Consider the following 12,728-nt stretch of genomic DNA (forward strand, 5'->3'; position numbering starts at 1 on the left):
TTAGCGGTCCACATCTGACATAACAAAATCGATACTACCCAGATACACAATCAGGTCAGAGACCAGACTGCCGCGGATGGCGGACGGGATCTGCTGCAGGTGCGCAAAGCTCGGCGTACGCACGCGGGTACGGTAGCTCATGGTGCTGCCGTCACTGGTCAGGTAGTAACTGTTAATACCCTTGGTCGCTTCAATCATCTGGAAGGATTCTTGCGCCGGCATGACCGGGCCCCAGGAAACCTGCAGGAAGTGGGTGATCAGGGTTTCGATATGCTGCAGCGTGCGCTCTTTCGGTGGCGGCGTCGTCAGCGGGTGATCCGCCTTGAACGGGCCTTCCGGCATGTTGTTGAGGCACTGCTCGAGGATGCGCAGACTCTGGCGCAGCTCTTCCACTTTCAGCATCACGCGGGTGTAGCAGTCGGAAACACCGCCGCCAACCGGGACTTCAAAGTCGAAGTTCTCGTAGCCAGAGTAAGGACGGGCTTTACGCACGTCGAAATCAATACCGGTCGCGCGCAGGCCAGCACCTGTAGTCCCCCACTCAAGCGCTTCTTTCGCGCCGTAGGCAGCAACGCCCTGGGAACGGCCTTTCAGGATGGTGTTGCGCAGCGCGGCTTTCTCGTAGGAGGCCAGACGTTTCGGCATCCAGTCGAGGAATTCACGCAGCAGGCGGTCCCAGCCGCGCGGCAGATCGTGTGCCACACCGCCGATACGGAACCAGGCCGGGTGCATACGGAAGCCGGTAATCGCTTCCACCAGATCGTAGATTTTCTGACGATCGGTAAAGGCGAAGAAGACCGGGGTCATCGCGCCCACGTCCTGAATGAACGTGGAGATGTACAGCAGGTGGCTGTTGATGCGGAACAGTTCTGACAGCATAACGCGAATCACGTTAACGCGATCCGGTACGGTGATGCCTGCCAGTTTCTCAACGGCCAGCACGTATGGCATTTCGTTTACGCACCCGCCGAGGTACTCGATACGGTCGGTATACGGAATGTAGCTGTGCCAGGACTGACGCTCGCCCATCTTCTCAGCACCGCGGTGGTGGTAGCCGATGTCAGGGACGCAGTCGACAATCTCTTCGCCATCAAGCTGAAGAATAATACGGAATGCACCGTGCGCAGACGGGTGGTTCGGACCGAGGTTGAGGAACATGAAGTCCTCGTTTTCAGTACCGCGCTTCATGCCCCAGTCTTCCGGCTTGAAGGTCAGCGCTTCCATCTCCAGATCCTGCTTGGCTTTGGTCAGCTCAAACGGATCGAATTCGGTCGCACGTGCCGGGTAGTCTTTACGCAGCGGGTGGCCGGTCCAGGTCTGCGGCATCATGATGCGCGTCAGGTGCGGGTGGCCGTCGAAGGTCATGCCGAACATTTCCCAGGTTTCACGCTCATACCAGTTAGCGTTCGGGAAAAGTTTGGTGATCGTCGGCAGATGCATGTCGTTTTCAGACAATGCCACCTTGAGCATGATATCCGTGTTGCGGTCTATTGAGATCAGGTGGTAGAAAACGGAAAAATCCGCAGCAGGGAGACCCTGGCGGTGCGTTCTCAGACGTTCGTCCATGCCGTGTAAGTCAAACAGCATGACGTAAGGTTTTGGCAATTTCTTGAGGAAATCGACAACTTCCAGCAATTGTTCACGCTTCACCCAAACAACGGGTACCCCGGTGCGGGTCGCCTGAACGGTAAAGGCATCCGGCCCAAAACGGTTGCGCAGTTCGCCAATAACGGGGTCATCAAGATGATCCCGGGTCTGCCAGGCGGCTTCTTGCGCGGTTAAGTCGGTCATATTGTTCACCATTGCAAATGGTCCGTGGTGACTGTTAAGCCTGGCTTCGCGCTATTTGAGTAGTGATATGCGAAGGTTTTCTCCAGGCCTACAGGCGCAAATTAAATTTCGTCAGGCGTACGCAGGTTGGTGACGGCAATACGTTCACCACGTTTACGCTCGCGCTCGGACTGCATGTTCGCGCGATAGACACCCTGATCGCCAACAACCCATGAGAGTGGGCGACGTTCTTTACCGATAGACTCCTGCAGCAGCATCAGCGCCTGCATATAGGCTTCTGGGCGCGGCGGGCAGCCCGGGATGTAAACATCCACCGGAATGAACTTATCAACGCCCTGCACAACGGAATAAATGTCGTACATACCGCCGGAGTTTGCACATGCGCCCATGGAAATAACCCATTTTGGCTCCAGCATCTGGTCATACAGACGCTGAATAACAGGTGCCATTTTGGTAAAGCAGGTACCGGCCACCACCATCAGGTCAGCCTGACGTGGGGAAGCACGCAGTACCTCGGCCCCAAAACGCGCAACGTCATGCACCGCAGTGAATGACGTCACCATTTCAACGTAGCAGCAAGAAAGGCCAAAGTTGTATGGCCAGATGGAGTTCTTACGACCCCAGTTGACCATATCGTGCATGGCATGTTCGAGTTTGCCCATATACACGCTTTTATTGACTTCTTGCTCCAGGGGGTCGGTTACGATCTCCTGTTTTTGCAGGGGGTAACGGTCATTCTCACCGTTAGGATCTATGCGGGTGAGCGTATAATCCATCTTATTGCCTCGCTGTTACTGCTGACGATTAGAGATACTGTTTTCCGGGTTGATGTGTTCACGACGTGAACGCGCAGGCGTCCAGTCAAGCGCGCCAATACGCACCAGATAAACCAGACCGGCCAGTAGCACTAAAATGAAAATTGCGGCCTCGACAAAGCCCACCCAACCACTTTCGCGAATGGAGGTCGACCATGCGAACAGGTAGAGCGCTTCCACGTCAAAGATGACGAAGAACATCGCTACCAGATAGAACTTGGCAGACAGGCGTAAGCGAGCGGAACCTACTGAATCAATACCTGATTCGAAAGGTGTGTTTTTGTGCCTTGCACGGGCGCGACCGCCCAGGAACCAGCCGCCGACTAACATCAGGCAGCACAGGCCAATGGCTACAATAAGAAAGATTGCGAATGCCCAGTGATGAGCGATGACTTCTGTGGATGTTGACATACTCATTGCTTACTCATCAAAAGTGATACCGACGACACTGCTCTTGCTGGCAGATGGGCATCACATCGATTCATGGGGAGGAACAAATAACCTTACACTAACTGTCTGAAATGAGACGTAGACAGCAAAATGATGGGGTTTTTTACTCCTTTCTATAACCTATTGTCAACTTTAACAAAGGTTTCTTCACATTAAATTACATCGAGCGATTCTCATTAACATTTGGTGCCCTTTAACCCTGGTGGTTACCTGACTTTTCGTCAAATGCATGTTGTTGAATCGTGTCCGTTTTGGAAGTAAAAAAAATAACCCTCCTATTTTGACAGGATTTGCCAACGATTCCTCCCCCCAAATAGGAGTATTTTCTTGATCTGAGACACGCTTTTGTTAATTCACCCAAAAAACCGGCAACATATTTGCTGCTTTTTTAACATCAAGGGGTTATGGATGAAGTTAGAACGGAAAGTGAACAAGATTTAAGCAGAAGCATTTATTCCCTTGATATGTATGTTTTATTTATGAAAACCCTGTAACGAAAGAGGATAATAATGGCAAAAAAAAGCCACTGCGTGCGAAAACGGCACGAGTGGCTTTTTTTTACACTTACAATTTGTTACCAGAATTTTGAGCTTTTGATCACTCAAAGTCACCTTCAACGATCAGGGAATCATCCCCCCCTTCGGAGGTAACATGCTCGAACTGCCATGGGTTATGGTAATTTTCCATCGCCTCAAACACCACCTTCGCCAGCTCGTTATGACTGGACGCGTTATGGCAAAGCAGATACTCGGTATCCGGCAGCGCTGGGAGACCATCAGATTTACCGAGAACGCGCAGATCGGGGCTCATCATCTCTACCGGACGGGCCGTTACGCCAAGACCCGCTTTCACGGCGGCACGCACCGCAGGCAGCGTGGACGCTACATAGGCCAGACGCCACGGAATGTTGGCTTCATTTAACGCCGTAAGCACCATATCCCGGAAAGGACTCGGATCGTCCAGTAAAACCAGCGGTACGGGTTCCCCTTTTTGCAACACGTATTCCGCTGCGCAATACCAGTGCGTTGGCGATGTGCGCAAGGTCAGACAATCAAACTGTCCGGGACGATGCGTCGTGACCACCAGGTCGACCTTGTTCTCATTTAACATCTCAACCATAAAGGCATTACGCTTTACGCTCACATCCAGCGCAAGCTTCGGATAAACCGAGCTAATTCGGTTGAGAAGAAACGGCAATATTGTATCCGCTGACTCATCAGATGCCCCTAAGGTTAACACCCCCTGAAGGTTGCTAAACATTAATGACATACATGCTTCATCATTAAAGCGAAGAATTTTCCTGGCATAACCCAGTAGCTGAATACCGTGTTCCGTTAAGAGCTTATTACGCCCGTGACGGGCAAAAAGCTCTTTCCCAACCAGTTGCTCCAGCCGCTGCATTTGCTGGCTAACGGCGGACTGAGTTCGGCAGACGGCGGCAGCAGCTGCTGCAAAAGTGTTGAGATCGGCGACCGCAACAAACGTTCTCAGCAGATCGAGGTCGAGATTCATTATCGGACGATTTGCATTTATCATATCTATTCACTTTCAGGTTGCTCGTGCGGAGCTGCCCGGGTTGAAGCTGTGTGTAACAGTTAAGCAATTCCTTCTGAAGGTTTTCCCTCGCATCCCGGCCCGGCAGACTGCCTGACAGATAGTTATTGTGCTGCTTTATATCAACAGTCAGAAAGCACGTTTCATGACGTTATTTTTATTCTCTTAAACGTTCAGGATATTTAGATGTTCGCAGGGTTATGTAAATTACATTAAAGGCGTAACACTTTTTCTGCCATCTTTTTCGCAGCGCTGTCAACGTAGCAGGAGATGTTTGACACATTCCAGCCAGAGATAACTCCAACAATAACAATCAATTAAATCGGAAAATCAGTTTCAAAAATGCAAAACCACTGCATCTTTCTACTGCTTTCCGTATAGACATCTTAACCCAAATCCACTTTATTTATAAGTCTTATTGCAATATTCGGGATTAAAGAGGTTTGTTAAGCTTCTAAACTAATTTTATTAGAATTAACTAAAGTTGCATTTTGTTGGTTAATAATAAATAAATTTTAATTTAGATTATGGTCATTCATTAATAACACTTAACATTAATTTCACATGATTAACTTTTAGCCGCTCCGGGCTATTACTGCAAGATGCCTTCAACACTCAGGTTTTACGAAATGTCACCCAGCGTAACTTCTGCTTGTTGTCTGCGCGTTTTTTATTTTCCATCAGTACAATATACATAATTCACATAAATTCACAGCACAATAAACCTTTATTTATGGTTTGTACATTACGTTAAGGCAGTGAAAGCGTCAGTCAATAGTTAAAAAGATTCATCACAATTTCGCTATGAGCACAAAATCTTCTTCTGCACACCCTTCAAAACGAAGCGTGGGGGGAGTACATTATTCCGTGCTGACTTCCACGGCAGGGAGTGGCAATAATAGCGAAAAGGTTAAAGGTTCATGTCCCCTATCGAAAAATCCAGCAAGCTAGATAACGTCTGTTATGACATCCGTGGCCCGGTTCTGAAAGAGGCAAAACGCCTTGAAGAAGAAGGCAACAAGGTTCTGAAGCTCAACATCGGCAACCCCGCGCCATTTGGTTTTGAAGCGCCGGATGAAATTCTGGTTGATGTGATCCGCAACCTGCCTACGGCACAAGGCTATTGTGACTCAAAGGGACTTTACTCCGCCCGTAAAGCCATTATGCAGCACTACCAGGCGCGCGGTATGCGTGACGTTACCGTCGAAGATATCTATATCGGCAACGGCGTCTCCGAACTTATCGTTCAGGCCATGCAGGCGCTGCTGAACAGCGGTGACGAAATGCTGGTTCCCGCGCCGGACTATCCGCTGTGGACCGCTGCCGTATCGCTCTCCAGCGGTAAAGCGGTACATTATCTTTGCGACGAATCCTCTGACTGGTTCCCGGATCTGGATGACATTCGCGCGAAAATCACGCCTCGCACGCGTGGGATTGTGATCATCAACCCGAACAACCCGACGGGCGCGGTCTATTCAAAAGAGCTGCTGATGGAAATCGTGGAGATCGCCCGCCAGCACAACCTGATCATCTTCGCTGACGAAATCTACGACAAGATCCTGTACGACGCGGCGCAGCACCACTCTATCGCCGCGCTGGCACCCGACCTGCTGACCGTCACCTTTAACGGACTGTCTAAAACCTACCGCGTGGCCGGTTTCCGTCAGGGCTGGATGGTGCTGAACGGCCCGAAAAAGCACGCAAAAGGCTATATTGAAGGGCTTGAGATGCTGGCGTCGATGCGTCTTTGCGCCAACGTGCCTGCGCAGCACGCGATCCAGACGGCGCTGGGCGGCTACCAGAGCATCAGCGAGTTTATCGTCCCTGGCGGTCGCCTGTACGAACAGCGTAACCGCGCATGGGAACTGATCAACGATATCCCGGGCGTCTCCTGCGTGAAGCCGAACGGGGCGCTGTATATGTTCCCGAAAATTGACGCGAAGCGCTTCAATATCCACGACGATCAGAAAATGGTGCTCGATTTCCTGTTGCAGGAAAAAGTGCTGCTGGTTCAGGGGACGGCGTTTAACTGGCCGTGGCCGGACCACGTGCGTATCGTGACCCTGCCACGTGAAGACGATCTCGAAATGGCTATCAGCCGCTTCGGGCGATTCCTCTCTGGATACCATCAGTAATCTTAAAATCAGGCTACTTCGGTAGCCTGATTTGCATCTTCCCTCCCCTCCCCGCACAATGAAGTCCTGTCGCAGTGAAGACAAAAGGTAACCTATGAGTCAGAGCCATTTCTTTGCCCACCTCTCCCGCCTGAAACTGATCAACCGCTGGCCGCTAATGCGCAACGTGCGTACAGAGAACGTGTCTGAGCACAGCCTGCAGGTTGCTATGGTTGCTCATGCGCTGGCTGCCATTAAGAATCGCAAATTTAACGGGCAGGTGAATGCCGAGCGCATCGCTTTGCTGGCGATGTACCACGACGCATCAGAGGTGCTGACCGGCGACCTGCCTACGCCAGTGAAATATTTCAATTCTCAGATTGCTCAGGAATATAAGGCTATCGAGAAGATTGCCCAGCAAAAGCTTATCGAGATGATGCCCGAAGAGCTGCGCGATATCTTTGAACCGCTCATCGACGAGCATCAGTATACGGAAGATGAAAAGTCGCTGGTCAAACAGGCCGACGCGCTGTGCGCCTATCTGAAGTGTCTGGAAGAGCTGTCTGCGGGCAATAATGAGTTTTTACTGGCGAAAACGCGTCTGGAAAAAACGCTGGAATCCCGCCGCAGCGAAGAGATGGACTACTTCATGCAGGTATTTGTGCCGAGCTTCCATCTATCGCTGGACGAGATTAGCCAGGATTCTCCGTTGTAATTTTACCCGGGTGGCGGCTTCGCCTTACCCGGCCTACGTTTCTGCGCTCACGCTAAAACGGGAATAAAACCGGAATTAACACCACGCACACCACCATCACCAGCACGGTGAACGGCACGCCCAGCTTCACGAAATCGCTGAACTTATAATTCCCCGGCCCCAGCACCAGCGTGTTCACCGGCGATGAAACCGGCGTCATAAACGCCGCGGATGCCGCCATCGCGACCATCATCGCAAACGGGTACGGCGACACCCCCATGGATTTCGCCATCGCCAGCGCAATGGGCGCCATCAGCACCGCCGTCGCGGTATTCGAGATAAATAACCCTATCGTGGCGCACATGACAAACAGACAGACCATCATCATGTACGGTCCATACCCGCCGCCCACGTCCATCAAGCCTTTTACGATCAGATCCACCCCGCCGGTTTTTTGCAGTGCCAGGGCAAAGGGCATCATCCCGACGATAAGAATAATGCTCGGCCAGTGAATGGCTTTATACGCGCTTTCGGCGTCAATGCAGCGGAATTTCCCCATCAGCAGGCAGGCGATAATGGCTGCGACCGGATTAGGGATTTCATCGGTCAGCATCAGCGCCACCATCAGTACCAGACAGAAAATCGCATGGGGCGCCTGGCTGTGCGCCGGGGAGGCATCGCTCTCCTCGACCGGCATGTTGAGCACCACAAAATCACGCCCTTTTTGCCCGAGCTGGCTTATCAGCTTCCAGTTGCCGACCACGAGGAAGATATCTCCCAGCAGGATCGGCTCATCGACGACGGCCCCTTCCATCGCCACGCCATCACGCTTCAGCCCCACTACGTTCAGGCCATAGCGGGTACGGAAACCCATTTCACGCACGGTTTTACCCAGCAGTTCCGATTCCGGTATCAGCGACACTTCGGCCATCCCCACATCCAGCGCCTGGTCGGAGAAATACTCGCCGCGTAGCACCATCGGCTCCAGCAGCTGCTCGCTACAGAACTCTCGCAGATCCACGTCCGCCGTTGACATATCAATCAGCAGGACATCACGCGCGCGGAACTCTGATACCCCGTTCACGTTAACGATCACCCGACGAAAACGACGCCAGCGCTCAACCCCGATCACGTTCGCGCCATAACGCTCGCGCAGCTTAAGGTCGTCGAGCCGCTGGCCGACCATCGGCGAGCCGGGGCGAATGGCCAGACGGCGCGCCCGCCCGGTGAGGCGGTACTCTTTGATCAGATCGCGGAAGGTACGTCGCTTCCACCCCTCTTTATTCTTATCCTGTTTATCGCCTTTGAGGGCAAAACGGGTCAGCAGCATGTAGACCACGCCCATCGCCAGAATCACCAGTCCAAGCGGGGTGACGCTGAAAAAGCTGAAGCCCTGAAACCCTTCACGAATCAGCTCGCTGTTGACAACCAGGTTCGGCGGCGTCGCCACCAGCGTCATCATTCCGCTGATCAAACCGGCAAAGCTCAGAGGCATCATCAGGCGCGACGGCGAGCTCTGCATCCGCATTGAAACGCTCAGCACCACCGGGATAAAAATAGCGACCACGCCCGTTGAGCTCATAAACGCCCCCAGCCCGGCGACCGTCAGCATCAGGTAGATCAGCATTTTGGTTTCACTGCTGCCGGCCACCTTAACCAGCCACGCGCCCATGATGGTCGCCACGCCGGTGCGAACAAGGCCGTCGCCGATGATAAACAGGGCAGCTATAAGGATAACGTTGGGGTCGCTGAACCCGGAGAAGGCTTCCGGTAGCGTGAGCGTGCCGCTCAGCACAAACGCGACGATGACAAACAGGGCGACGGCATCCATGCGCACCTTGCCTGTGGCGAAGAGAATAATGGCGATTAAAAGCAGGCTCAGAACCCAGATCAGTTCACCGTTCACAACCTATCCTTGTCAGTGGAAGATGAGAAATTTTGCCATAAAAAAGCCCCAGCAGCGTGGGGCTATATCATGGGATTACATTTTTAGCGAGACGGTTACAACTCCGTCGGGCGCTTTTGACACCGCCAGCGCCGTCAGGGAATGAATCACAAAGTCCGCCTCGTCCAGGCGTGGAGATCCCGCCGGAACGTTAACGGCAATGACGTGGCTCCCGGCGTTCAGCCCGGCCAGCACGCCAGCGGCCGCATCTTCCACCACCACACACTCTGCAGGCGCGAAGCCCAGCATTTCTGCACCAAGCAGAAATGCATCCGGCTCCGGCTTGCCGCGTTTAACGCGCTCAGCCGTAATGAACACCTCTGGCTTCGGTAAACCGGCCGCCTTATGGCGGGCATGCGCGACCGGAACAGAGCCGGAGGTGACGATAGCCCACGGGATTTGCGCTTCATTCAGATGCTCAAGCAGTTCGCGCGCCCCGGGCAGCGCGGTAATGCCCTCGGTGTCGGTGGCCTCAATCTGCTCCAGGTATTTGAACTCCGCCTGGATCTCTTCCTCAGAACGCCCCGCTAAAAAGTGCCGCAATGAGGTAATGGCCTGTTTGCCATGGATAAAATTCAGCACGTCCTGATGGTCGATGCCGTGCCGGTCGGCCCAGTGGCACCACGAGCGTTCCACCACCGGCAGCGAATCCACCAGCGTACCGTCCAGATCAAACAGAAAACCTTTACACTGCACACGCACCTCCGTCAGGCATTAATGATTTGTTGAATTTCGTTGCTGCTTAAATGGTACTGACGCGGGCAGGCGTGCCACGCGCTCAGCATACGTTGATATTTATCCCACATGGGGGTTTGGGCGTTGAAGCCGTGCGTTCCCGCATCAAAATGGGTGTAGCGCCCTTCGGTGTTCACCATAAAGCGAACATAGCTCAGATAGCGCGCTTCCGTCGCGGCATCAAAGCCTAAAAAGGTCACGCGACGTTCGTCAATGGTCTGCTGGTCTTTGAGATTCGTCCAGGAGACGTGCAGAGCGTGATACATCTCCATAATGTCGATCACGATGCGGCAGGTTTCTTCTTTCAGCTCGCCAAACTCGCGGTCCAGTTCGCGCATTTGCAAACCAAAACCGCGTTCGACGATGGTTTGCAGGCGGCTGTAGCGCGCAGCGTTATCGGGATCAAGCATAGTCATCATCTTGTACTGGTTAGACAAAATCAGACGTTGAGCATGGGTCATTTCCATCTTTCGACTCCTGTAGCGCATTGCACTGTAAAAAAAAGACACGGTAACGGTGTGTTACTGTGCCTTCTTTTGTTAGTCGTTTCGATGATCAATCACAAGTCATCGAGGAATGTTTTATCCAGCTGCTTAAAAGCACGCTTTAACGTGTCCGCCAGCGCCTGGTAATCCGGCTTGCCTTCAACCGGGGCCAGCGCCTGCCCGGCCTCCTCCAGTTTTCCACGCACTTCATAAAACCAGTGTAAAATAGAAGGCGGAAGCGGCGTAATAGAGCGTTTGCCTAACCACCACAGCCCCTGCATCGGCAGGCTTAACGCGAAGAGCGCCGTTGCGACGGCAGGACCAAGCTGCCCACCGAGGGCGATTTGCCAGCACAGAGTAAAGATAGCGACCGGAGGCATAAAGCGAATCGCATAGCGCGTGGCGCGGATCGTGCGATTCTCAATAAACATTGGCGCAAGGCGCTTTTCCATTGGCCACGTCTTTGCGTAATGCTGTCCCCGACGAAACAGACAGAAAAAGCTCACGGACGGGATTTCGGGTGTCGACATGGCTGTACCTCAACTTCACATATAAAAATTAAAATTTTTGTGCAAAACCACAACAGGCTATGACAACGTTCAAAATATTTTGTCATCGCTACCCCGTATCGGGTATTCTGTGCCAGCCTGATAGGGCCGTAGACGAGAAGCGTTAACTCGTCAAATTATCGCATATTATGCCATTGTCTGAAAAATGTTCAAAATGGCTTAAAATCATAGGTATTTCTTCCATCCTGCCAGAATGTTCGTTTGGCATGATGTTAATCATAAACGTCTGGGTCAGCTTGCGTTACGCTTTTAGGCTCATTGACGTTTTTTTAGCCACGTATCAATTATAGGTACTTCCATGTCGAGTAAGTTAGTACTGGTTCTGAACTGCGGTAGCTCTTCACTGAAATTCGCCATCATCGATGCGCTCAACGGTGACGAGTACCTCTCTGGTTTGGCCGAATGTTTCCATCTGCCTGAAGCACGTATCAAGTGGAAGATGGACGGCAGCAAACAAGAAGCGGCTTTAGGTGCAGGCGCCGCTCACAGTGAAGCGCTGAACTTTATCGTTAACACTATTCTGGCACAAAAACCAGAACTGTCTGCTCAGCTGACTGCGATTGGTCACCGTATCGTCCACGGCGGCGAAAAATACACCAGCTCCGTTGTCATCGACGACTCTGTTATCCAGGGCATCAAAGACTCTGCCTCTTTTGCTCCGCTGCATAACCCGGCGCACCTGATCGGTATCGCTGAAGCGCTGAAGTCCTTCCCGAATCTGAAAGACAAAAACGTGGCCGTGTTTGATACCGCGTTCCATCAGACCATGCCGGAAGAGTCTTACCTCTATGCCCTGCCGTACAGCCTGTACAAAGAGCACGGCGTACGTCGCTACGGCGCGCACGGCACCAGCCACTTCTATGTGACTCAGGAAGCCGCAAAAGTCCTGAACAAGCCGGTTGAAGAAGTCAACATCATCACCTGCCACCTGGGCAACGGTGGTTCTGTTTCTGCTATCCGCAACGGTAAATGTGTTGATACCTCTATGGGTCTGACCCCGCTGGAAGGTCTGGTGATGGGTACCCGTTCCGGTGACATCGACCCGGCGATCATCTTCCACCTGCACGACACTCTGGGCATGAGCGTTGACGACATCAACAAAATGCTGACCAAAGAGTCTGGCCTGCTGGGTCTGACCGAAGTCACCAGCGACTGCCGTTACGTTGAAGACAACTACGACAGCAAAGAAGACGCGAAGCGTGCAATGGACGTTTACTGCCACCGTCTGGCGAAGTACATCGGTTCTTACACCGCGCTGATGGATGGTCGTCTGGACGCGGTTATCTTCACCGGCGGCATCGGTGAGAACGCGGCAATGGTACGTGAACTGTCCCTGGGCAAACTGGGCGTACTGGGCTTCGAAGTCGATCACGAGCGTAACCTGGCTGCCCGCTTCGGCAAGTCTGGCTTCATCAACAAAGAAGGCACCCGCCCGGCTATCGTAATCCCAACTAACGAAGAGCTGGTCATCGCGCAAGACGCGTGCCGCCTGACTGCCTGATTCCACACCGCCAGCAATGCTGGCGGTGCTGTTTTGTAACCCGCCCAACGCGGCGGTAACGAAAGAGGATAAACC

General features: G+C 52.7%; 11 protein-coding genes. 3 read left to right on the forward strand and 8 right to left on the reverse strand.

Annotated elements, in window-relative coordinates; genetic code table 11:
* The 4 genes from nuoC to lrhA all read right to left on the reverse strand — a co-directional run bounded on the left by nuoC (position 1) and on the right by lrhA (position 4,592).
* Positions 1-1,803: an NADH-quinone oxidoreductase subunit C/D gene (nuoC, locus tag ACTJI7_RS09790; RefSeq protein WP_028013933.1), complete on the reverse strand. Its 1,803-nt coding sequence runs from the start codon at positions 1,801-1,803 to the stop codon at positions 1-3.
* An 89-nt stretch (positions 1,804-1,892) separates the two neighbouring features.
* A complete protein-coding gene (gene nuoB, locus ACTJI7_RS09795; RefSeq protein ID WP_003861482.1) occupies positions 1,893-2,567 on the reverse strand; it encodes an NADH-quinone oxidoreductase subunit NuoB in 675 nt (224 codons plus the stop codon).
* A 15-nt stretch (positions 2,568-2,582) separates the two neighbouring features.
* Positions 2,583-3,023 carry an NADH-quinone oxidoreductase subunit NuoA gene (nuoA, locus tag ACTJI7_RS09800; protein ID WP_014171000.1) on the reverse strand — a complete coding sequence of 147 codons (441 nt, stop codon included), beginning with the start codon at positions 3,021-3,023 and terminating at the stop codon, positions 2,583-2,585.
* Positions 3,024-3,653: 630 nt separating this feature from the next.
* Complete coding sequence (lrhA, locus tag ACTJI7_RS09805; RefSeq protein ID WP_028013934.1) at positions 3,654-4,592, reverse strand: transcriptional regulator LrhA; 939 nt, start codon at positions 4,590-4,592, stop codon at positions 3,654-3,656.
* A gap of 938 nt (positions 4,593-5,530) precedes the next feature.
* Here lrhA and alaA point away from each other — a divergent pair.
* Both alaA and yfbR read left to right on the forward strand, forming a co-directional pair.
* The gene (gene alaA, locus ACTJI7_RS09810) at positions 5,531-6,745 is read left to right on the forward strand and encodes an alanine transaminase AlaA (protein ID WP_003861471.1); all 1,215 of its coding nucleotides are present in this window, start codon (positions 5,531-5,533) and stop codon (positions 6,743-6,745) included.
* A gap of 94 nt (positions 6,746-6,839) precedes the next feature.
* Positions 6,840-7,439 (forward strand): 5'-deoxynucleotidase, encoded by a 600-nt coding sequence (gene yfbR, locus ACTJI7_RS09815; protein ID WP_248188134.1) that lies wholly within the window; start codon positions 6,840-6,842, stop codon positions 7,437-7,439.
* A 52-nt stretch (positions 7,440-7,491) separates the two neighbouring features.
* On the opposite strand, the gene ACTJI7_RS09820 is transcribed toward yfbR, so the two are convergent.
* The 4 genes from ACTJI7_RS09820 to yfbV all read right to left on the reverse strand — a co-directional run bounded on the left by ACTJI7_RS09820 (position 7,492) and on the right by yfbV (position 11,113).
* Entirely contained in the window at positions 7,492-9,324 is a 1,833-nt protein-coding gene (locus ACTJI7_RS09820) for an SLC13 family permease (RefSeq protein WP_028013936.1), read from the reverse strand.
* Positions 9,325-9,399: 75 nt separating this feature from the next.
* Positions 9,400-10,059, reverse strand: coding sequence for a sugar phosphatase (locus tag ACTJI7_RS09825; protein WP_041908926.1), 660 nt, complete (start codon positions 10,057-10,059; stop codon positions 9,400-9,402).
* A gap of 11 nt (positions 10,060-10,070) precedes the next feature.
* On the reverse strand, positions 10,071-10,565 hold the full coding sequence (locus ACTJI7_RS09830) for a YfbU family protein (protein WP_003861461.1): 495 nt from the start codon (positions 10,563-10,565) through the stop codon (positions 10,071-10,073).
* A 92-nt stretch (positions 10,566-10,657) separates the two neighbouring features.
* Entirely contained in the window at positions 10,658-11,113 is a 456-nt protein-coding gene (gene yfbV / locus ACTJI7_RS09835; protein WP_440670146.1) for a terminus macrodomain insulation protein YfbV, read from the reverse strand.
* Positions 11,114-11,450: 337 nt separating this feature from the next.
* On the opposite strand from yfbV, the gene ackA reads away from it, so the two are divergent.
* Entirely contained in the window at positions 11,451-12,653 is a 1,203-nt protein-coding gene (gene ackA / locus ACTJI7_RS09840) for an acetate kinase (RefSeq protein WP_041908924.1), read from the forward strand.
* Positions 12,654-12,728 lie beyond the last annotated feature (75 nt).

The sequence above is a fragment of the Enterobacter sp. 22499 genome (assembly GCF_052044815.1).
GTDB classification, from domain to species: Bacteria; Pseudomonadota; Gammaproteobacteria; order Enterobacterales; family Enterobacteriaceae; genus Enterobacter; species Enterobacter bugandensis.

What these genes read in the sequence shown, in the direction of transcription:
- nuoC (WP_028013933.1), bottom strand. Translation starts at nt 1,803, where the DNA reads ATGGTGAACAATATGACCGACTTAACCGCGCAAGAAGCCGCCTGGCAG.
- nuoB (WP_003861482.1), bottom strand. Translation starts at nt 2,567, where the DNA reads ATGGATTATACGCTCACCCGCATAGATCCTAACGGTGAGAATGACCGT.
- nuoA (WP_014171000.1), bottom strand. Translation starts at nt 3,023, where the DNA reads ATGAGTATGTCAACATCCACAGAAGTCATCGCTCATCACTGGGCATTC.
- lrhA (WP_028013934.1), bottom strand. Translation starts at nt 4,592, where the DNA reads ATGATAAATGCAAATCGTCCGATAATGAATCTCGACCTCGATCTGCTG.
- alaA (WP_003861471.1), top strand. Translation starts at nt 5,531, where the DNA reads ATGTCCCCTATCGAAAAATCCAGCAAGCTAGATAACGTCTGTTATGAC.
- yfbR (WP_248188134.1), top strand. Translation starts at nt 6,840, where the DNA reads ATGAGTCAGAGCCATTTCTTTGCCCACCTCTCCCGCCTGAAACTGATC.
- ACTJI7_RS09830 (WP_003861461.1), bottom strand. Translation starts at nt 10,565, where the DNA reads ATGGAAATGACCCATGCTCAACGTCTGATTTTGTCTAACCAGTACAAG.
- yfbV (WP_440670146.1), bottom strand. Translation starts at nt 11,113, where the DNA reads ATGTCGACACCCGAAATCCCGTCCGTGAGCTTTTTCTGTCTGTTTCGT.
- ackA (WP_041908924.1), top strand. Translation starts at nt 11,451, where the DNA reads ATGTCGAGTAAGTTAGTACTGGTTCTGAACTGCGGTAGCTCTTCACTG.